This is a genomic window from Chitinophaga sp. 30R24 (assembly GCF_049056765.1).
Taxonomy (GTDB): domain Bacteria; phylum Bacteroidota; class Bacteroidia; order Chitinophagales; family Chitinophagaceae; genus Chitinophaga.
Window position 1 is genome coordinate 48,325 of the sequence record NZ_JBJGXX010000016.1, and the last position, 20,533, is coordinate 68,857.

The window sequence follows — 20,533 nt, forward strand, 5'->3', positions numbered from 1 at the left end:
TCTTGATCTCTCAGTTTCATCTGATAAGGTTTGCATCAGGTGGTATATTCCGTAGTGGCGGCGAATGCCGGTAAGATCATCAGCATTTGGTTTATCCGGGTTTATCGTTCATCGGTTTACTGTTGCGCCGAGTCCCGAATAAGCGATACAGTTATTTTTTAATAAAAACAATGAGACTACACCTATCTTTGTTGCATCTATGGGGAAAGGTGTCAGTCAACTGTTACTCAATTACGCCGAACGGAGCTGGAATAATGTCGTGTGTCTGGGGGTGCACCCGGCCATGCCTTTCATGGAGGCTAGGCGTACCCGGCTGCTCAACTTGTTGTCCCTTCCCTGTATTCCTTTCATGTTGTTCTATTGCCTCTTGAATGCCATACAGGGAAGGTACCTGTTATCCGCTTTAAACCTGCTCACCACCCTGGTGTCTTTAACAGTACTGTGGCTGCACAAATACCGGAAATATCTCAGCGCCCGAGTTGTGCTCATTTTCTTTAGTACAGTGATCTATACCTTTACGGGTATTTATTTTCATAACGGCGCCGAATATTTCCTGTTAAACATACTGGTGATAACCATATTAGTATATGATAACGTATGGTTGGTAGGAGGCCTCAGCATATTGATCACCGGGTCATTCCTGACCATCCTTTTTATGCCGCAATCGTGGTATCTGGCGCCTCCGGTGCCTCCCTTGCGTGTATGGGCAAACGTAGGCGTGTCGCTTACCTTCCTGATCATAGCACTTAGTTATTTCAAGCGGATACAGTCCGACTACCAATCGGCAATTGAAAAGCAACGGCAGGCGTTATTAACCATGAATAAAGACAAGGAAAAGCTATTTTCTATTGTGGCTCATGATATCCGTAGCCCGTTGGCAACGTTGGAAACGTTGTTAGACATGTTCCAGAAAGGGCATTATACCCGCAACGATATGGATGAAGCCATCGCGATCCTGCATAATAAAATATCGCAATTGGGCGGTACGTTGGATAATGTGCTGCGTTGGAGCACCCGTAGTATGAAGGGAATACAGACCCGCCCCCGTCATTTCCTGTTGCAGCCATTGCTGGTAGAAGTATTGCAGTTCTTTGAAATGGTGATCCAACAGAAAAATATTGCAATAGTGCTGGAAATACCTACTACTATTGCCTTGCATGCCGACAGGGACCAGGTATCTGTGATTTTGCGTAACCTGGTGAGCAATGCCCTGAAGTTCAGCTATCCCGGAGGGAATATTTTGATCAACACTCAACTGGTGGCCGACCAGGTGGCGATCGGGATCACTGATTACGGGAAAGGTATTACAGAGAGGCAGATGGAGGAACTGTTCACTTCCCAGCAGCATCCTGGCTATGGCACCAGCGGAGAAAGAGGATCGGGGCTGGGGTTAATATTATGCCGCGAATTTGTGGAGCTAAATAAGGGATTTATTCAGGTGGAAAGTAGCCCCGGCGCCGGAACAGTATTCACAGTACTACTTTCCAAAGGAAATTATAGCGATGGAGATCTATCCATTGCTAACTGATAGTTTAAATTTACGCCTCACATCATTCCCCCAATGAATAAACGAAGTTTTCCCCAGCTATAAGCTAGTGCTCATTAACTGTCTAGTTTCGTTTCTATTGCCAGGCCGATCTGGCTGGTTTGTGTGGTTTCATTGTCTTTGCCTTCTTCGAACCAGTGACTGGCGCCTTCATTGTCTTGACGCCTTTCCAGGTGGATGGTTTTTTCAGGAAGCCTGACTATAAATATATTTTCAGAAGCCTGCGACACGGCGATTTCCTGTTGGTTCAATTGTATGTTAAAGGTAGCCATAGCATTGGTTTTCCTGATAAGTACAATCATTATGCCTTTCATCGGAAAGGCTAAAGACGGGTTGGTCCTTTTTTGCTTCTTCTCAGCAGAGCTCTCTTTATACTGCCCGCCGGGCTGAGGTTCCCTTATGACTTCGGTTTTATCCTGGGAACCCCGGTTTATTTTGACATGATTCTTGTAATAATGATGGGTAATCTCATCGTAGGGATATCACCGTTCGGAGATGGCTATTACCGCTATAATAGCTGTGGGAGGATAACGACGACGGGCATATGTAGTACAGGCCAGTATGAAATAGAGGAAGTATTTGTAGTAGCAGGGGAACAAACAATACCATATTTTCCTGTGTAATTTTTTACCCGGTTTTTATAGGTAGTGTGGAATTTAATGGTAACCAACACTTATAACAAACCATATAATTATTTCAGCATGATAAATGCCTCAGTAATGGCAACTTTAAGTGAACCTGTTGCAGCCGAAGATGGATGGATTTCTGGTAAAGTGAGAACGGATGAGGCTATCCGCACTTTTGATCTGGAAAAGTTCCCCCTAGGATTAAAAACCTGTATCCATATTATCATGACCACTCCACAGCCTGCATTTGTATGGTGGAGAAGTAACGAGTTTTATTTTCAGAATGATGCCTGCAAAGCTTTGTGGGGAAACCGGCACCCTTTGTCTGTTGGGCAACCTATAGCAGCGGCCTGGGCCGCTGCCTGGAAAGCATTGGAAGCCAGCGCTAACAATATATCTACCCTTGCGGGTACTAGTTTGGAAGTACCATTATTACAGATGGTCCAACAGGAAGGCCTGTATTATCAATTCCATGGTAGCCCCATACCTGGCGATGATGGAGATATTGGCGGAGTATTGTTTTTGGGGGCTCCGGTAATCGCTCCGCTTCCTGCTTCTTTTACGGGTACGGATATAGGTAAAAAGACCCGGGAACTCCTGGCCCACTTTGAACCGGTGATCAACAAAGCCGGGCTTTCCCTAGTCATTAACTTTGAAACAGTTGATCGTGAAGTATATATCAATCACGACAGCTGGGAACAAATCCTGCTGATTTTGCTCACTAACGCCCTTAAATATACGCTGAAAGGCGGTATAGCCGTTAGGGTTAGCCAACAGGCAGAAAATGTTCAACTCTCTATAACGGACACGGGCATAGGTATGGCGGCGGCTTTATTGCAGGAAATTACTGCAGGTTTTGCCCGGCCCGGCACCAGGGGACTAAACCTTGTGTACGCCCTGGTAACAGCGCACGGCGGCACTTTGGCTGTTAGCAGTAAAGTGGGGATGGGAAGTACTTTCACCATTACTTTGCCTTTAGGGGTAGAACATTTATCAGCAGATCAGGTGTTGCCTCCCAGGCCACAGGCAGTACTGAAAGATTACAGTGAATACCTGGAAAGGGTAACCGCTTCCGTTAGTATCTCCAGAGAAAAAATGCGGCAGAGCCAGGGTGATTATTATTATCGCCAGATCCTGGAAAGATTGCCAGCTGCGGTATATACCTGTGATGAATCTGGACATATATTATTATATAACCAGGCGGCTGTTAAATTATGGGGCCGTGAGCCTGAAGCGGGAGTAGATCTGTGGTGTGGCTCCTGGAAGATTTATCAATCGAATGGCATTACTCCAATACAGCCAGGCGCTTGCCCCATGGCACAGGCAATCAGCGGAAAAATGCCGGTTCACGGGGAGATCATCATAATAGAACGGCCCGATGGCTCCCGGCGTATTATAGCGCCTTACCCAGCGCCCCTTTTTGGAGAAGATGGAACACTGGAGGGTGCTGTTAATATGCTGGTAGATATCACCGACCAAAAAACAGTTGAAGAATATGCGTCCAAGATGGCTGCTATTGTGGAATGCTCAGATGATGCGATTATCAGTAAAACGCTCGACGGCCTGATTACCAGCTGGAATCCTGGTGCTGAAAAACTATTTGGGTATACGGTCGAAGAAATGATAGGGGAATCCATTACCCGCATCATCCCGGAAGATAAACTCGAAGAAGAAAATAATATTGTAGAACAACTGAAGACAGGGATCAAAGTAGATCATTTTCAGACCAAGCGGATGACTAAAGACGGACAATTGCTGGACATCTCCCTGACTATTTCCCCGGTAAAAGACTTGCAGGGAAATATTGTGGGCGCCTCCAAAATAGCGCGGGATGTTACCCAGCAACAGCGATTGTTCCTGGCGTTGCAAGAAAGCGAAGCCCAATACATGCAACTGGCTTTTAAGCTGGAGGCCATGGTAGAGCAGCGTACACAAGAACTCCTGGATGCTAATTTCTATCTCGAAAAATCCAACCGGGAGCTGGAACAGTTTGCCTATGTAACCAGCCATGATCTACAGGAGCCATTACGGAAAATCCATACGTTTGCCGGCATGTTGTATAATGTTAATAAAGACATCCTCTCTGATACTTCCCGCATGTATATAGAGAAGGTGATGTTAAGCGCCAGGCGTATGTCGCAGTTGATCAGCGAGTTATTGGATTACTCGCGGTTGGTACACATGAAAGATCCCTTCGAAGAAACGGATTTGAACGAGATATTGAAAAATGTGCTCACCGATTTTGAAGTACTGATCCAACAACACGATGTACAGTTTCACATTGATGTACTACCTCATTTGCAGGTAAGTCCTTTGCAAATGAACCAGCTTTTTCATAATCTATTGAGCAACGCGCTTAAGTTTGTGTCGCCCACCCGTTCTCCTGTTATCCATATCCGGGCATACCCGTTAATGTTTGCAGAAGTGCAGGCGCTTGTAGAGTTAGACCCCTGCCAGGATTATTACGTGATTGAAATAAAAGATAATGGGATCGGTTTCGACCAGGTTTATGCAGATAAAATCTTCCAGATCTTCCAACGTTTAAATGACCGTTCTTCTTTTGAGGGAACAGGTATAGGTTTAGCGCTTTGTAATAAAATTGTATTGAACCACAAAGGGTTTATATATGCAAATGGCGTATTGGGGGAAGGCGCCACTTTTAAAGTGGTATTGCCCACCGGGCAAGCACAGTAGCTTGTTGCAGTTTTGTTAATTATGATACGATTTTGAAAGAAGGATACCACAGATAAACATTTCGTGGTGTAATATTGCAGGGGGGATACAACAAAATATTTATGTGCTTGTTTATTTATTGTAGATAAGCCACCGTTACTATTATTTCCGGCCATTAAATTATCCTGCGATGAGAGAAAAATTAACCAGCCTACTGATTGACCCGGATCGCGACCGGCGTAATCAGTTCTATTTAGCACTGGACCTTTTGAGTATCAGTAAGGCATGTATTTCCCAAGACAACATCAGTAACGCGTTAGACTATCTGAAAAAAAATCCGGACTTTAAGCCGGATTATATTTTTCTGGATAGTTTACAGCCAGCTGATGAAGCCTCCTCCTTTTTAAAGGAGATCAGAAAGATGAAACGATTGAAGCTGGTCCCCTTGATCTGGTATGCCGCTTCTTGGGAGCCAGAACACATGCAGGCCATTCATGAGTCGGGATTTGCCGCCGGCCTGGCCAAACAGGATAGTTTACACGCATTGAAAGAGCATCTCAGTGCGTTATTACAAAATGAACTTGCGGAAAATGAACATGTTGTGTTGGATGAAGTGTCTGCTACTGCCCGTTTTAAACTGAAAGTGAAAGAAGTGTTGCTCCAAACTCAGTCCCTGCTGGAGGTGCCGGAAAAGTTACTTACCCATTCCTGATCTGCCGTAGATTAGCGTAAAAATAGCCTTGGCAATCTATCATTGCCAGGGCTATTTTTATGGTATAGTGTATTATAGTCTCGGTTTTACGGCCGTCCATACGAATCCGCAGGCTACCAGGATCAGTAGTACCCAGGAAGAAATGGAAGATATTTTGCGGCCCAGGAAAAAAGTGGTGGGCGCAAACTTAAATATAATAGCATGGTTGCCAGCTGGCACCTTTAATCCGCGCAATGCGTAGTTAACCCGTAGGATCGGCGTTTCTTTACCGTCTATGAGGGCTTTCCAGCCGGCGGGATAGTAAATATCGGAGAACACTGCCAATCCTGTTGCTGTGTTAGCCGATTTGAATTCGAGTTGATTGAGGCCATATTTTGTTAACGTAATATGCGCATTGCTATCGGCTATGGGTTGGAAATTGCCCACCAGTGGCTGGAAGCGCTGGTCTATTATTACGGTGTCTTTGGGACTGAAATGGTTGAGCGCCTGCATTTCGCTATTGGCATCCGGCGCCCATTGGATGTATTTCACAAACCAGGCGTTGCCCAATGCACTTTGGTTGCGTTGTGCTGCCGGTTGTCCTGATGTTGGATCAGGAACGATGAAATATTTGGTATTGAGCATATTAAGTACGGCCTTATTGTTTTTTGTGAGCTGGTATGTTATCAAATCTTCGTATAGCCACAGTTTCGCGGGGCTTTGGCCGCCGATAGATTGATGGAAATAGGAGCAATTGGCATCCAGAAATGGGTTGGTAGTAACATTGAGTACCCGGTAATACGGATCTTTGTCCTGCAGGATTTGCTGGTCGGCAGCAGAGGGAGCGATATAGTTTTCCAACTGGGCAGCTTCCGAGAAATTATCTTCATTCAAATAACTTTTATCCAACTGAAAAAGATCGAAAAGTACGGTTACTCCAATAATGGCTATTGCGTATGGGGCCTTCAATTTACTTTTCAGGAAATACCAGCCTGCGGCAAAAACAACGGTGATCAGCAGGAGGGCGCGGATGCCATCTGTTTGTAGGAGACTGCTGCGGTCTTGTTTCAACGCGCTGAGCAGCTGTGCAGCAGGAATATCCCCTCCAAGCATTTGCGCATAGCGTTCCAGTAAGGCATTATCGCCCGGACCATTGAAAGGATAAAGGAAACTGCCGCCGATGGCCATCAGGAGGACCAGGCCACCGGTAACGAACAATGTCACTTTGAGGTGTTGCTCACGTGATGTTTTGTCTGTATTGCCATACAGAAGCTCCTGCAGGCCCCAACAAGCCAATACTATCATGGTTACCTGTGCAATCACGAGGGCCATAGTGGGCGTACGGAATTTATTATATAAAGGAAGATGATAGAAGAGAAAGTTATTCAGCTCCGGAAAATTACCACCCCAGCTCAACACGATGCTCATAAGCGTAGCTGCCAGTAACCACCATTTATGCCAGCTGTTTACCATAAACAGGGCCAGTATAAAAAAGAAGCAAATGATCACACCTATATATACCGGTCCGCCTGTAAAAGGTTGTCCGCCCCAATACAACGGCCAGCTTGATGTGCTCATCACCTGTTTTGCAGCATCGGGCTTTATGCCAATCTTGAGCAGGGTTTTGTAGGTATGGGAGGAGGTAGACAATTTTTCATCTGAAGAGCCACCTACCAGGTGCGGTAATAATAAAGTAAATGTTTCTCCCTTGCCATAACTCCATTGGAAGGCGTAATTAATAGCAAGGCCGTTGGATTTGGGTTGGTCTTTTTTATTGAGCGTTAATTCCGACTGGCTACCCCGTATAGTGTAAGGCGTGTATTCCCTCATGATCAGCAGGTTATCCATGGCCGGTAGTATCGCCAGGATGCCGGCCATTACCAACAGGGCAGATGCCTTAAAGAAAAGTGGCAGCTGTCTGCTGCGGCAGGCATGTATAAACGCTGCTACCACCGTGCACAAGGCAATGAGGAAAGTGTAGTAGGTGATTTGGGGATGGTTGTTATAGATTTGTACTGCCGCCGCTAATGCAGTGAGGCAGGCTCCGGCCACATAGCGTCCGCGGTAAGTAAGTATCATGCCGGCTAATACGGGCGCCATATATGCCATGCTCATTACCTTGGTAATATGTCCGGCTACTATGCTTACTACTGTAAAAGTGGCCAGCCCATAGGCTACTGCCCCTATGATCCGGATCCAATAGCGGAAGTCGAGTACGCAAAGCAGTACGTACATGCCCAACATCAATACAAAAAATAGGTTAACAGGGTTAGGAAGGTATAGTGTGAGCAATTGGTTAATGACCGTAATTTTATTGGAAGAGGGGCCGGTAAATATTACATAGGTAGGCATTCCACCGAACATGCTATTGGTCCACAGGGGGATGTCGCCCGTTTTATTGTAATAGTCGTGGGCTTCTTTTTCCATTCCTTTGAAGTGCATCATATCCGACTGGAATAATTGTTTCCCTTGCATTACCGGACTACAAAATACAAAGGCTATTGCTATAAAAAGGAGAATAGCGCCGAGGTGTGGGATTAAAGCTCTAAACCAAATAGGTTTCATATATTGTTGATTTTCTTTTATTTGTATTTTCTATTTAAAGTAAAATTGCGCCTGGTAACCATGGCGTTGTTGGCTCATTTTTAAAAGGTGGGTAAATATAAGGAGATAAAGTGCGTTCCTCATAATTAGCGTGGTGGTTAATGGAAATATTTATATCTTAACCTGTTGTAGATAAAAGGCCGTTGTTGAATGCGGTACAAGAACCAATATACATGCGAACCAGAATTTTGGCGGCAGCTATTTTATGCGCCCTGCTATCCATGACCAACCACCTGCAGGCACAGCAGGATACCTTGCAACAATTGCCGGAGGTAGAAGTACAGTCTTATTTTTCCAAAGCGTCGCTACAGCGTGTGCCCACTGCCGTGAGCATATTGTCGCCGGCAGATATGCGGCTGCAGCAAGGAACTATACTGCTACCTGCTTTTAATACGGTGCCGGGAGTACGGATGGAAGAGCGTTCGCCAGGCAGTTATCGTTTATCCATCAGGGGTAGCTTACTTCGCTCGCCCTTTGGTATCCGGAATATTAAAATTTATGTAGATGATATTCCGCTTACAGATGCGGGGGGCAATACCTACCTGAACCTGGTAGACCCGGATGCCGTAAGCGGTGCCGAAATACTGAAAGGGCCGGATGGCAGTTTGTTTGGCGCCAATTCCGGAGGTGTGGTACGGCTGGGCCTCTCGATACCGCCGGCAGATACCCAGCACCTGCAGCTGAACCTGCAGGGAGGCAGTTATGGCCTTTTTCATGGTAATATTGCCTGGCAGCAGCGATGGAAGAATTATCAGCTCCAGGTATTCCAGGGCTATCAGCGTTCGGATGGTTACCGTCAAAATACCGCTCTTAAACGATCTTACACCCAAACTACCCAGCGTTGGGAATATAAGCCAGGATATGTATGGAAGTTGCTGGCATTTTATTCAGATTTGTCGTATCTCACGCCCGGAGGATTAACCCTGGCCCAGGCAACAGCTAATCCCCGTGCAGCCCGCCCGGCTACGCCGGCAACTCCCGGTGCTATAGCGCAGAAAGCCGGTATTTATAACCGTACTTTCCTGGGAGGGCTGGTACATGAAGCGCAGTTTACCCCCCGGTGGCAACATGTATTGGCGGTATTTGGCTACAATACCCATTTTGAAAACCCTTTTATCACCAATTATGAGGCCCGGGATGAGAATACCTTCGGTTTCCGTACCTATTTGCAGTGGGTGAACAATCCGGTCCGTTATTCTCTGATACAATGGAAGTGGCTTAATGGGGTGGAATGGCAGCAAACCAATACAGACGTTATTAACTATGGTAATAACCACGGTAAAAGGGATACTGTACAGGCAGCCGATAAGCTGGATGCCAGCCAGCATTTCTTTTTCAGTCGCTTTGAGGCCGCCACTAACCGTTTCACATTTGAAGTGGCTGCCAGTTTAAACTATTATGGTTATAGCTATAACAGCGACGGGCATACGCAAGTGAAGTTTACACCACAACTGATGCCGCGGTTGTCGCTATCTTATTTATTCGCCCCCCTTATTACTGGCCGTGCTACCGTTAGCCGTGGTTATTCCCCTCCGGCCACTGCGGAAGTACGTGCGTCCGATAACGTTATCAATACCTCGCTGGAGCCGGAAACTGGTTGGAATTATGAAGCTGGCGCCCGTGCAGCCGTCCCTAAAGGCCGTGCTATGCTGGACCTTGCCTTTTTTTACTACCGTATGAAAAATGCTATTGTACGCAGGCTGCACAACAACGGCGAAGAATTTTATACCAACGCTGGTGGCGAAAATCAGAAGGGTATAGAGCTGCAGGGTATGTGGTGGTTGATAACGCCCCGGCAACAAGGAGTATTGAGAGGGCTTAAATGGCAGGAAGGCTACACTTTCAGCGATTTTAAATTCCGGGACTACGTGAGTGCAGGTAAAAGCTACTCAGGCAACCGCCTTACCGGCGCTCCGCAGCATGTATTGGTAAATAGTATCTTGTTGCAATTGCCGGCCGCCATCTCTCTGTATACCCAGCATACCTTCACCAGCCGTATTCCCCTAGACGATGCTAACAGCGTATATGCCGGTAGTTATCATCTGTTACAGGCCAATATTACCTGGAAGGCGCCCTTGCATACACGCTATGGCCTGTCTGTACGTGCAGGCGTAGATAACCTGTTGAATGTTAGGTATAGCCTGGGCAACGACCTTAATGCCATGGGCAACCGGTTTTATAATCCGGCTCCAGGAAGGAATTATTTTGGCGGAGTGGCTATCCGCTACTAGTTGTTTGGGGAAGTATTTTACCGTAGTGGGAACCGGTGTCAACAAGTCTGATCCAGCCCGCATCCCGGTATATGCTATAAACCTACGTTTACTACAGGTTTTTCTTTATACGGCGTGATTTAACAAAAGCGGCATAGAATTGTAATTAGTGTAAGCATTTACATTAAGATGAATTCTACCAACGAAAACCAGGATAAGCCGGTATTTACCGAAAGAATAGATGGATTTTTCCTCACGTTCTATGATATTTCCGTTTTTATAGCGCGTTTTTTTCGGGAGGCAGTAAGACCGCCTGTTGAATGGGGAGAGTTTGTACGTCAATGTTATCAAGTGGGGTATAAATCCCTGGCATTGGTAACAGTAACCGGATTTATTACAGGAGTGGTATTCACAGAACAGTCGCGCCCTACGCTGTCGGAATTTGGCGTTACTGCCTGGTTGCCTTCCCTGGTGGCGATTGCGGTGGTAAGGGCATTGGCGCCGCTTATCGCAGCACTGATTTGCGCTGGTAAAGTAGGGTCAAGCATAGGTGCTGAATTAGGTTCTATGAAGGTAACGGAACAGATAGACGCCATGGAGGTTTCTGCTATTAACCCTTTCCGCTACCTTATTGTAACCCGGGTAACGGCTATGACCATATGTTTACCATTATTGATGTTTTATAATGCCCTCATCGGTTGTTTAGGGTCTTATTTTGATGTACATGCCCATGAGCAAACCAGCCTGGTCGCTTTTTTTGATAACGCGTTTACCCAGATTACCTTCCTCGACTATACGACAGCGCTTACCAAATCTATCGCTTATGGCTTTACCATCGGTATTGTGAGTTGTTACCAGGGCTTTCATGCTACTCAGGGTACCATGGGAGTAGGTAAGGCGGCCAACGTATCTGTAATTGTGTCGATGTTCCTCATTTTCATAGAAGAAGTCATTATTGTTCACGTATTTAATTCTATCCGGTAACGTATGGGAGAAAGCGCGCAATATATTAATTCAGATGAAACCGTGATCCGGATAAGGGATCTCTATAAATCGTTTGGCGACAAACAGGTATTGGAGGGAATTGACCTCGACGTGCATAAAGGTGAAAACGTAGTGGTACTGGGCCGTTCGGGTACTGGTAAATCGGTATTGATCCGGATCATTATTGGGTTGCTTACCCAGGATACAGGCACGGTAACGGTATTGGGGGAGGAAGTAAACCAGTTGAAAGAAGTAGACCTGCGCGCCCTGCGGTTGAAGGTAGGTTTTTCCTTCCAGAGCAATGCCTTGTATGATAGTATGACAGTAGGGGAGAATCTTGCTTTTCCCCTGAAAAGGAATAAACGTCATCTCGGCAAAGAAGAGATCCGGAAAACAGTAGATAACGTATTGGAGGCCATTGGCCTGCCCGATACCATTAACCAGTACCCGGCCGAATTGTCGGGCGGACAAAAAAAACGCATTGGTATTGGACGTACCCTGATCCTGCGGCCGCAGATTATGCTGTATGATGAGCCTACCGCCGGGTTAGATCCTATTACCAGTATGGAACTGAACAAATTAATTATCTCTGTAAAGGAACGCTTTAGCACCAGTTCCATCATTATTACCCATGATCTCACCTGTGCAAAAGCAGTGGGCGATAAGATAGCCGTAATGGATGAAGGGAAATTTATCAGGATGGGAACCTTTGAGAAAGTGTTCAGTACTAAAGAGGGGCTGATTAAAAGTTTTTATGATTATAACTTTATACAATAAGCTATGGAATCCGGAAAAAGACGTTCTGTCATTGTAGGAATATTTGTTATTATAGGGTTGGTAATCTTCGTATCTGCAGTGTTGTTTTTGGGCAAACAACAAAAGCTGTTCAATAAATCCATACAGGTAAAAGCTATATTTAAGGATGTGAATGGTTTGGCTGCTGGCCGTAATATCCTATATTCCGGGGTGAAAGTAGGTACAGTGAAGAAGATCCGTTTTGTTCGGGCTAATGAGATCCTGGTGATCATGAACATAGACGTGAGCGCCCAGGAGTTCCTGCATAAAGACGTGGTGGCGCGGATCACCACAGAGGGGTTGATGGGTAACAAGGTGGTAATGTTGTCTGGCGGTACACCGGATATGCCGATGATAGAAGACGGGGACCAGCTGATGGTAGGCAGTGGCCTGAGTACCGAAGAAATTATGACCACATTGCAAACCAATAACAAGAGCCTTGTAGAGATCACCAACAATTTGAAAGTGATCACCAGAAATATTGTGGATGGGAAAGGTACTTTAGGTAAGCTGTTGACAGAAGATGTTGTTTATAAGAACCTGGATGCCACTATGGCCGGTTTGAATGAAGCAGTGATCAATACCCGTCGCCTTACCAGCGCGTTATCTGACTACACCGCCAAACTGCAAACTAAGGGGGTGCTGGCTAACGACCTGGTAACGGATACCATCGTATTTGCCCGCTTGCGGTCTACCCTTATGGAAATGAATGCGGTGGCAGAAAATGCCAACCAGGCAGTGCTTGCGTTGCAGCAGGCCAGTGAAGGTGTAAAGACGGGGCTTGCCAATACAAATGCACCAGCCGGTATGTTGTTGCAGGATACTGCTTTTGCCAATGCGCTGCGGGCTACTATTATTAATCTGGAGTCGAGTAGCAGTAAGCTGGATACTAATATGCTGGCACTGCGCAACAATTTCTTTTTCCGGGGGTATTTCCGGAAAAAGGCCAAACAGGAGATGGCCGCGCAGAAGGAAAAGGAAAAACAGGCAAAGCGTGCGCGCAAACAATAATGTCATATGCTGGCGGCAGGCTTCATCATGATCACTTTTAGCGGATAGAAATGTCAGTAAAAAGTAAACAACTAGAGGAGAAGGCTATTAGGGGCTTAAAGATAGACTGCTTCCGGAGGGTAGCTAAGGGTAGCATGCTGAAAAGTATTAATTTAGCATTTTAATGGCACCCAAGTGAAACGGACTTAATTAATGATCAACGAACCAACATATCAGGCTGCTGTTAAGGTAGCCGACACCATAGAAGCACATTTTCGCAAGCATCTTTCCGCTGCCGCAGAAAATGGAGAAGATAACCTGGCGATAGTACCGGAAGCCCATCAGGTGGAAAAAATTATTGATGTTGCTTTCTGGGCCAGTTTACGTAAAGAAGAAGGAAACCCTATCCGTATTTCCCTGGCTTTCCTGCCACCATCACAGGCTGGCAAGCCGCTGCTGTTTGAAACGCCACAGCTGCTTACGCCGCAGTTGCTCACCAAACTGGCGCCAGGAGTAGAACGTGCGGGTATACACGTGGGCGTTTGGAACGAGGGGAATGAATTATACGTATGGGGTACTACCATCCGGTTACCTAATCTCTGTTTTGTGCTCGATGTATCCGAGCCAGGGTTGCTGGTGGTAAAACACCGCCGGGCCGCCGGCTTGGGTAAATTTACCAATGTCGCCGTATTGCGGGGCGATCAGGTAAAAGTAGTAAATGAAGATAGTGGGGAATTGCCTGATAGTCCGCCTATTCTTAAATCTTTGCTGGGACTTACGCCTACCTGCCTATGGAATAATAATGTTAATGTACTGATACAGATCGCTGTGTCTATGCGTGCGCATAAACGGGGAGGAATATTACTGGTAACGCCTTCCAATAGCGAGGCCTGGCGGGAGTCTATTATTCATCCCTTGCAGTATCCTATTTCCCCGGCATTTTCCGGAGTAGCAGATCTGATGAACTATGATGGGAAGAGTGTAACAGAGATTTATTGGCAGAATGCCCTGCGCAGGGAAGTAGAAAACATTACCGGGCTTACGGCTGTAGATGGCGCTACTATCGTAAATGACCGCCAGGAATTGCTGGCCTTCGGCGCTAAAATTGCCCGTGCCAAAGATGCCTGGCCTATTGATAAAGTTTTGCTGACAGAGCCGATAGAAGATGGTATTCCTACGCTTATACATCCTTCTGCTATTGGCGGCACCCGCCACCTCTCTGCTGCACAGTTTGTGCACGACCAGCACGACTCACAAGCCCTTGTCGCTTCCCAGGATGGTTATTTTACCGTATTCTCCTGGTCGCCTCAGCAGCAGTTAGTGCAGGCGCACAGAATAGATGTGTTGTTACTCTAAAAATGTGGTGATTAATCGTGTGACTACGATCATAAAATCAAATTCATCATATCTGAACTTTTATTTATTTAATAGCTAATGCAATTGCAATCTCACCGGTATTTCATTATCAATAAGCCTTATAAAATGGTATCTCAGTTTGTGAGCTCCCATCCGGTGCGCCTGCTGGGAGAACTGGCATTCGATTTTCCGGAGGGTACGCATGCCATTGGCCGGCTGGACAATGATTCGGAAGGCTTGCTGTTATTGACCACCAATAAAAAAGTAACCCGTTTATTGTTTCAGGGAGATATGCCGCATGAGCGCACTTACCTGGTAAGGGCAAAAGGGGAGATGAGCGAGCAGGCCTTGCGGCGACTTCAGGAAGGAGTGCCTATCCGTATTACGGGGGAAGAAGAATATATAACAACCCCTTGCCGCGTAGCTATCGTAGATCCGCCAACGGGGTTGTATAAACGAAATAATGAATTGCCTGATCAGGCCCCGCATACCTGGTTAACCATCACGTTAACCGAAGGGAAGTTCCACCAGGTAAGAAAAATGATGCTCGCCGTAAAGCACCGTTGCCAACGGTTGATCCGTATTTCCATAGAGGATCTGCTTCTAGGTGATCTGCAGCCGGGAGAAGTAAAAGAGCTGCCAGAAGCAGAGTTTTTCTCATTGTTGAAAATAGCGTATCGTTCATAGCTTCCAGTAGATCTTAATTAGGTAAACGGGACAATTCTTATTACGTTTGTCTTCCTGAATTTTGTTTGAATGTTTATGAGAAAATTTTTATGGCTTGCCGCAGTGATGTGCACCGGATGGCAGGCAATGGCGGCGCAATCACCACGCTATCCCATTATTCCATATCCCTGGCACTTACAGCCCCGGAGCGGATCATTTGTTATTACACCTGCTACCGGCTTGCTGCCTGCTGCATTTCCCAATGAGACTGCTCAGCTGCAACAGTTATTTACGCAGGCTTTTGGTAAACCATTGCAGGTGGTAAAAACAGCCGGTAAAGGCACGGTTGTAATGCGTCTAAACCCTGCACTGAAGGGAGACGAAGACTATACACTGGACATCAGCCAGCAACAATTGCTGATCACCGCAGCTACAGCTACCGGTTTTTTCAGGGCTATTGAAACATTACGGCAGCTGATGCCTGCTTCCATAGCGCGCGCCTCGTCTAATAAATTATCGCAGGTAAGTATTCCTGCTGCTTTGGTAGAAGACCATCCGGCTTATTCCTGGCGAGGTATGCATCTGGATGTGGCCCGTCATTTTTTTTCTATCAGTTACCTGAAAAGATTTATTGACCTGCTGGCATTATATAAGATGAATACGCTGCACCTCCACCTGACAGATGATCAGGGCTGGCGTATAGAAATAAAGAAGTATCCATTGCTTACTTCACAAGGCGCCTGGCGTGAGTTGAATAACCAGGACTCCGTTTGCATGAAGAAAGCGGTGGATAATCCAGATATGGCGATCGATACCATGCATATCGTTCACCGCGATGGTAAAACGTTGTATGGTGGCTTTTATACCCAGGAGCAAATGAAAGACCTTATCCATTATGCGGCGGCCCGGCATGTGGATATTATTCCCGAAATAGATATGCCTGGTCATATGATGGCGGCCATCAAGGCATACCCTTTCCTCACCTGCAGCGGTGAGCTAGGATGGGGTAAGAACTTTTCTACGCCCATATGTCCTTGTAATGAATCCACTTTCACTTTTGCTGAAGAGGTATTCACAGAGATCGCTGCTTTATTTCCTTCCAAATATATACACCTGGGGGCCGATGAAGTAGAGAAAACCAGTTGGGTCGCATCTCCGGCTTGTGAAGCCGTGATGAAAGCCCACCAATTACACAGTGTAGAAGAATTGCAAAGCTATTTTGTGAAGCGCATGGAAGCGTTTTTCCGGTTGAAAGGGAAAACCCTGATTGGCTGGGACGAAATACTTGAAGGAGGGATCAGTTCTACCGCGGTATTGATGTATTGGCGTTCCTGGGTGCCTGATGCTCCGGTGAACGCGGCCCGTCATGGTAACCAGGTGATCATGACGCCAGGTAATCCGCTTTATTTTGATGGTGCACCGGATCGTAATTCCATTTATAACGTATACCATTTTAATCCGGTACCTAAGGGATTAACTGCTGCCGAAGCTACTTATATCATGGGGGCACAGGCTAATATCTGGACAGAATATATTCCTTCTGAAAAGCGGGCAGACTACATGTTTATGCCTCGTATGACCGCGCTGGCGGAGGTATTATGGACACATCGCAACGACTATGAAGGCTATCTTCAACGGCTGAACGAACATTACCATCGTTTAGACCTATTGGGTGTACATTACCATTTGCCAGACCTGGATGGGTTTACAGAGGATAATGTTTTTGTAGATAAAGTGAGCTTACAGGTGAAGCCACCGCTAACGGACATGACTATCCGTTATACAACAGATGGTAGTATTCCGGATATACATGCCCGCAAATTGTCTGGCGCCTATGTTATCAATACCCCTCAGAACATTAAGCTGGCCGCTTTTAGCCCGGCTGGTAACCGGGGGGATATCTACACGCTGCATTACCGCCAGGAAGCCTGGCGCAAGCCTACCGTAGTGAAAGATGCCCGGCCGGGATTACTGCTGGAGCATTATGCCGGCACCTTTAAAAGTGCTGCGGGCATTGCCAGAGATGGTCATATGCCAGATAGTACTATCCGTATAGTTAATGCTGTGATACCGGATGGAATGGGTAATGGTGGTAAGCCTTTTGGCGCTATTCTCCGTGCCTATCTGCAAGTGCCTGAAACGGGTATTTATAGTTTTTATCTGACCGTAGACGATGGTGGTATTTTGTATATTGATGACCAGGAAGTGGTGAATAATGATGGCTGGCACGCTCCTTTGCAGAAAAGTGGGCAGATAGCATTAGAAAAAGGTTGGCACCCGGTAAAACTAGCCTTCGTAGAGGGCGGCGGTGGATATACGTTAAAGTTGGAATACAGTGTGAACGGTAGTCTGCTACAATCCATACCAGATGCCTGGTGGGGAGCAGGGCTATAATTATTTTTTATAAGCCTTTGTATTTTTTCTAACTATTTGCGTATAGCCGATTACGTAAGCCCGGTATGAGGCCTAAATGGCCTGGGAGTAAATTGGACCTGGGGGAGCTATTGAAAAAATAATAAAGCGCTTCTAAAGAATTTGTGGTAAATGTGTATTTTTGCGCTCCCTGCAAGTGTGAATACTCAATTGATTAAAGATACGCGCAGATCCGGAACGTACTGAAAAGGCTTCTCAGGGCCTCCAAGGCGTTTGCAGGGTCTGCGCTTTTTTTGCCATTGTTTTTTATGAACGGTTATCTATTACAGAAAAAATGTAATATTTTTATTAGCTGTATTTCATACGCTTAATCGTTTAAATCCCGTTATGAGCAAACCATTTATCTTCCTCGCGCTATTGGTTATTAGTTGTGGTACTGCTGCTGCACAGCAGCAAGCGCCGGCTTACCCATTGATCACACATGATCCTTATTTCAGCATCTGGTCTGATACAGACGAGCTGGGTAGCAGTACTACCACTCATTGGACCGGTGCTGCCCAATCGTTGATGGGGCTCATAAAAGTAGATGGCGTAGCCTATCGTGTATTGGGAAAGGATGAAATGAGTTATCAGTCTGTTTTACCTGCTTCAGATGAAATGCCATACACAGTAAAGTATACAGAGACGACCCCGTCTTCTGATTGGATGCAGGTGGACTTTAACGATAATGACTGGCATACTGCCGCCGCACCTTTTAGTAACCACCCTGCCACCGGCGGCACTGCCTGGACCAGCCCAGACCTCTGGACCCGCAGGACCTTCGATGCAAAGGGGCTGGGAGAGGCGCCCCTGTTTCTGAAAATATCCCATGATGATAATATTGCCGTTTACCTGAATGGGGTGCAGATCTATGAATATACCGGCTGGCTGAATAAATATATTTATCTCCCTATCCCGGAAGCTGCCAGGAAACAGCTAAAAAGAAAAGGCAACGTGTTAGCTATTCATATACGGAATACCTCCGGCGGCGCTTTCTTGGATGCCGGGATCTCCAGAGTGGCGCCTTCAAAAGATAATAAAACCATAGAGAAAGGAATACAAACAGCTATCCATATTAACGCTACACAAACCAGCTATCAATTTACCTGCGGTAAGGTAAATCTTGCGCTCACTTTTACCTCTCCATTACTAATGGATGATCTGGCACTGCTTTCAAGGCCCGTATCCTATATTTCCTACCAGGTAGCCGCTAATGATGGAGCTGATCACCAAGTACAGGTTTATTTCGGAGCCTCCTCCAACATCTGCGTTAATATGCCTTCCCAGCCAGTTATTGCTACGGTCTATACAGCCGATCAGCTGTCTGTGCTCAAAGCCGGCACACAGGAGCAGCCGGTATTAGCAAAGAAGGGCGACGATCTGCGCATAGACTGGGGGTATATGTATGTAGCTGCGTCCTCCGCCGCCCACCCTGTACAATACATCAGCTCTGCAGGCGATGCCGTTGCTGCTTTTGTAAAAGGCCGTACTGCCGGTACCCAACAAGATAAAGATATCGTATTCAGTACGGCTGTAGACCTGGGCAGGGTAGGCAGTACTCCCAAAGAACAGCTTTTTCTATTGGGGTACGACGATCTGTATGCCATACAATATTTTTCCACCAATCTGAAAGCCTGGTGGAAAAATGATGACACCCAAACCATCGAAAAACAATTGAACGTTGCTTACACAGACTATGCTGCCATCTTAACAAAGTGTCGCCAGTTCAATGAGCAATTGCATAAAGATGCTGTATTGGCTGGTGGTGAAACTTATGCCCGGCTCTGCGAGCTTGCTTATAGGCAAGCAATAGCAGCGCATAAGCTGGTTAAAAGTCCGCAGGGTGATTTGCTCTTCCTTTCTAAAGAAAACTACAGTAACGGTTGTATTAATACCGTAGATGTAACCTATCCTTCTGCGCCGCTGTTCCTACTTTATAATCCTGATCTGTTAAAAGGCATGCTGAATGGTATATTTTATTTTTCGGAGAGTGGTAAATACACACAGCCATATGCTGCGCACGACCTGGGTACTTATCCGCTTGCTAACGGTCAGGTATATGGGGAAGGAATGCCAGTAGAGGAGTCGGGAAATATGCTGATACTTACCGCCGCTATTGCCCGTGCAGAAGGTAATGCGGCCTATGCCCAAAAACATTGGTCTACTTTAACTACCTGGGCGGCATACCTGATGCAGGAAGGTTTTGATCCGGCTAACCAACTCTGTACAGACGATTTCGCTGGTCACCTTGCGCGCAATACCAATCTTTCTCTGAAAGCCATTGCTGGTATCCGTGCTTATGCTATGTTGGCCCGGCAATTGGGTTACACAGCAATCGCTGACGAATATGAAAACAGCGCCAAAGCAATGGCGGCTAACTGGATAAAGCTGGCAGATGATGGTGATCATTTCAGTCTTGCTTTCGAAAGTAAAAATACCTGGAGCCAGAAATACAACCTGGTATGGGATAAAGTGCTCAACTTCGATCTCTTTCCCACTAGTGTATATAAAAAGGAAACAGACTTTTACCTGGCCCACCAGCAGCGCTATGGTTTGCCGTTAGACAGCCGGAAAACTTACACCAAATCGGATTGGATTTTATGGACCGCTACATTAACGGACAATGTAAGTGATTTTAATGCATTGATCCAACCGGTATATACCTATGTAACAGGAACGGATACACGTGTTCCTTTGAGTGACTGGCATGAAACTATCAACGGTAAGATGGTTGGGTTCCAAGCTAGGAGCGTAGTTGGGGGGTATTTTATGAAAATGCTGGAAGCGAAGTTTTCTACTGTCTTAGATAGCGGTGCAGAAAAATAATTGAAAATCAATTTGGAAATAAAATAGAAATTACTATCTTTGCACTCCGTTAAACAAAACGGGGTGAATGATTCCCTAGCTCAGTTGGTAGAGCAATACACTTTTAATGTATGGGTCTTGGGTTCGAGTCCCAAGGGGATCACAACAAGAATAT

Annotated in this window: 13 protein-coding genes and 1 tRNA gene; 12 read left to right on the plus strand and 2 right to left on the minus strand. The window is 46.1% G+C overall.

Annotated elements, in window-relative coordinates:
* Positions 1 to 199: 199 nt before the first annotated feature.
* On the plus strand, positions 200 to 1,528 hold the full coding sequence (locus tag ACDQ55_RS20370; protein WP_420983487.1) for a sensor histidine kinase: 1,329 nt from the start codon (positions 200 to 202) through the stop codon (positions 1,526 to 1,528).
* Between the two features lie 74 nt (positions 1,529 to 1,602).
* Here the strand turns inward: ACDQ55_RS20370 and ACDQ55_RS20375 are convergent, their stop codons facing one another.
* Complete coding sequence (locus tag ACDQ55_RS20375; RefSeq protein ID WP_420983488.1) at positions 1,603 to 1,860, minus strand: hypothetical protein; 258 nt, start codon at positions 1,858 to 1,860, stop codon at positions 1,603 to 1,605.
* Between the two features lie 405 nt (positions 1,861 to 2,265).
* Here ACDQ55_RS20375 and ACDQ55_RS20380 point away from each other — a divergent pair, with 405 nt between their 5' ends.
* Together ACDQ55_RS20380 and ACDQ55_RS20385 are read left to right on the plus strand one after the other, a co-directional pair.
* Positions 2,266 to 4,866 carry an ATP-binding protein gene (locus tag ACDQ55_RS20380; RefSeq protein ID WP_420983489.1) on the plus strand — a complete coding sequence of 867 codons (2,601 nt, stop codon included), beginning with the start codon at positions 2,266 to 2,268 and terminating at the stop codon, positions 4,864 to 4,866.
* Between the two features lie 169 nt (positions 4,867 to 5,035).
* Positions 5,036 to 5,557, plus strand: a complete 522-nt coding sequence (locus ACDQ55_RS20385) for a hypothetical protein (protein ID WP_420983490.1) — start codon at positions 5,036 to 5,038, stop codon at positions 5,555 to 5,557.
* A 72-nt stretch (positions 5,558 to 5,629) separates the two neighbouring features.
* Here ACDQ55_RS20385 and ACDQ55_RS20390 read toward each other — a convergent pair whose 3' ends face one another.
* Positions 5,630 to 8,101: a YfhO family protein gene (locus ACDQ55_RS20390; protein WP_420983491.1), complete on the minus strand. Its 2,472-nt coding sequence runs from the start codon at positions 8,099 to 8,101 to the stop codon at positions 5,630 to 5,632.
* A gap of 212 nt (positions 8,102 to 8,313) precedes the next feature.
* On the opposite strand from ACDQ55_RS20390, the gene ACDQ55_RS20395 reads away from it, so the two are divergent.
* From ACDQ55_RS20395 to ACDQ55_RS20435, 9 genes are all read left to right on the plus strand, one after another.
* A complete protein-coding gene (locus tag ACDQ55_RS20395) occupies positions 8,314 to 10,371 on the plus strand; it encodes a TonB-dependent receptor (protein ID WP_420983492.1) in 2,058 nt (685 codons plus the stop codon).
* A gap of 168 nt (positions 10,372 to 10,539) precedes the next feature.
* Positions 10,540 to 11,334 carry an MlaE family ABC transporter permease gene (locus ACDQ55_RS20400; protein WP_420983493.1) on the plus strand — a complete coding sequence of 265 codons (795 nt, stop codon included), beginning with the start codon at positions 10,540 to 10,542 and terminating at the stop codon, positions 11,332 to 11,334.
* Positions 11,335 to 11,337: 3 nt separating this feature from the next.
* On the plus strand, positions 11,338 to 12,111 hold the full coding sequence (locus ACDQ55_RS20405) for an ABC transporter ATP-binding protein (RefSeq protein ID WP_420983494.1): 774 nt from the start codon (positions 11,338 to 11,340) through the stop codon (positions 12,109 to 12,111).
* 3 nt (positions 12,112 to 12,114) lie between these two features.
* Positions 12,115 to 13,140 (plus strand): MlaD family protein, encoded by a 1,026-nt coding sequence (locus tag ACDQ55_RS20410; protein WP_420983495.1) that lies wholly within the window; start codon positions 12,115 to 12,117, stop codon positions 13,138 to 13,140.
* A 192-nt stretch (positions 13,141 to 13,332) separates the two neighbouring features.
* The gene (locus ACDQ55_RS20415) at positions 13,333 to 14,475 is read left to right on the plus strand and encodes a putative sensor domain DACNV-containing protein (RefSeq protein WP_420983496.1); all 1,143 of its coding nucleotides are present in this window, start codon (positions 13,333 to 13,335) and stop codon (positions 14,473 to 14,475) included.
* A gap of 78 nt (positions 14,476 to 14,553) precedes the next feature.
* Positions 14,554 to 15,162, plus strand: a complete 609-nt coding sequence (locus ACDQ55_RS20420) for a pseudouridine synthase (RefSeq protein ID WP_420983497.1) — start codon at positions 14,554 to 14,556, stop codon at positions 15,160 to 15,162.
* A 75-nt stretch (positions 15,163 to 15,237) separates the two neighbouring features.
* Positions 15,238 to 17,535 carry a family 20 glycosylhydrolase gene (locus ACDQ55_RS20425; RefSeq protein ID WP_420983498.1) on the plus strand — a complete coding sequence of 766 codons (2,298 nt, stop codon included), beginning with the start codon at positions 15,238 to 15,240 and terminating at the stop codon, positions 17,533 to 17,535.
* 366 nt (positions 17,536 to 17,901) lie between these two features.
* Positions 17,902 to 20,379 carry a glutaminase domain-containing protein gene (locus ACDQ55_RS20430; protein WP_420983499.1) on the plus strand — a complete coding sequence of 826 codons (2,478 nt, stop codon included), beginning with the start codon at positions 17,902 to 17,904 and terminating at the stop codon, positions 20,377 to 20,379.
* 69 nt (positions 20,380 to 20,448) lie between these two features.
* A tRNA-Lys gene (locus tag ACDQ55_RS20435) sits at positions 20,449 to 20,521 on the plus strand.
* Positions 20,522 to 20,533 lie beyond the last annotated feature (12 nt).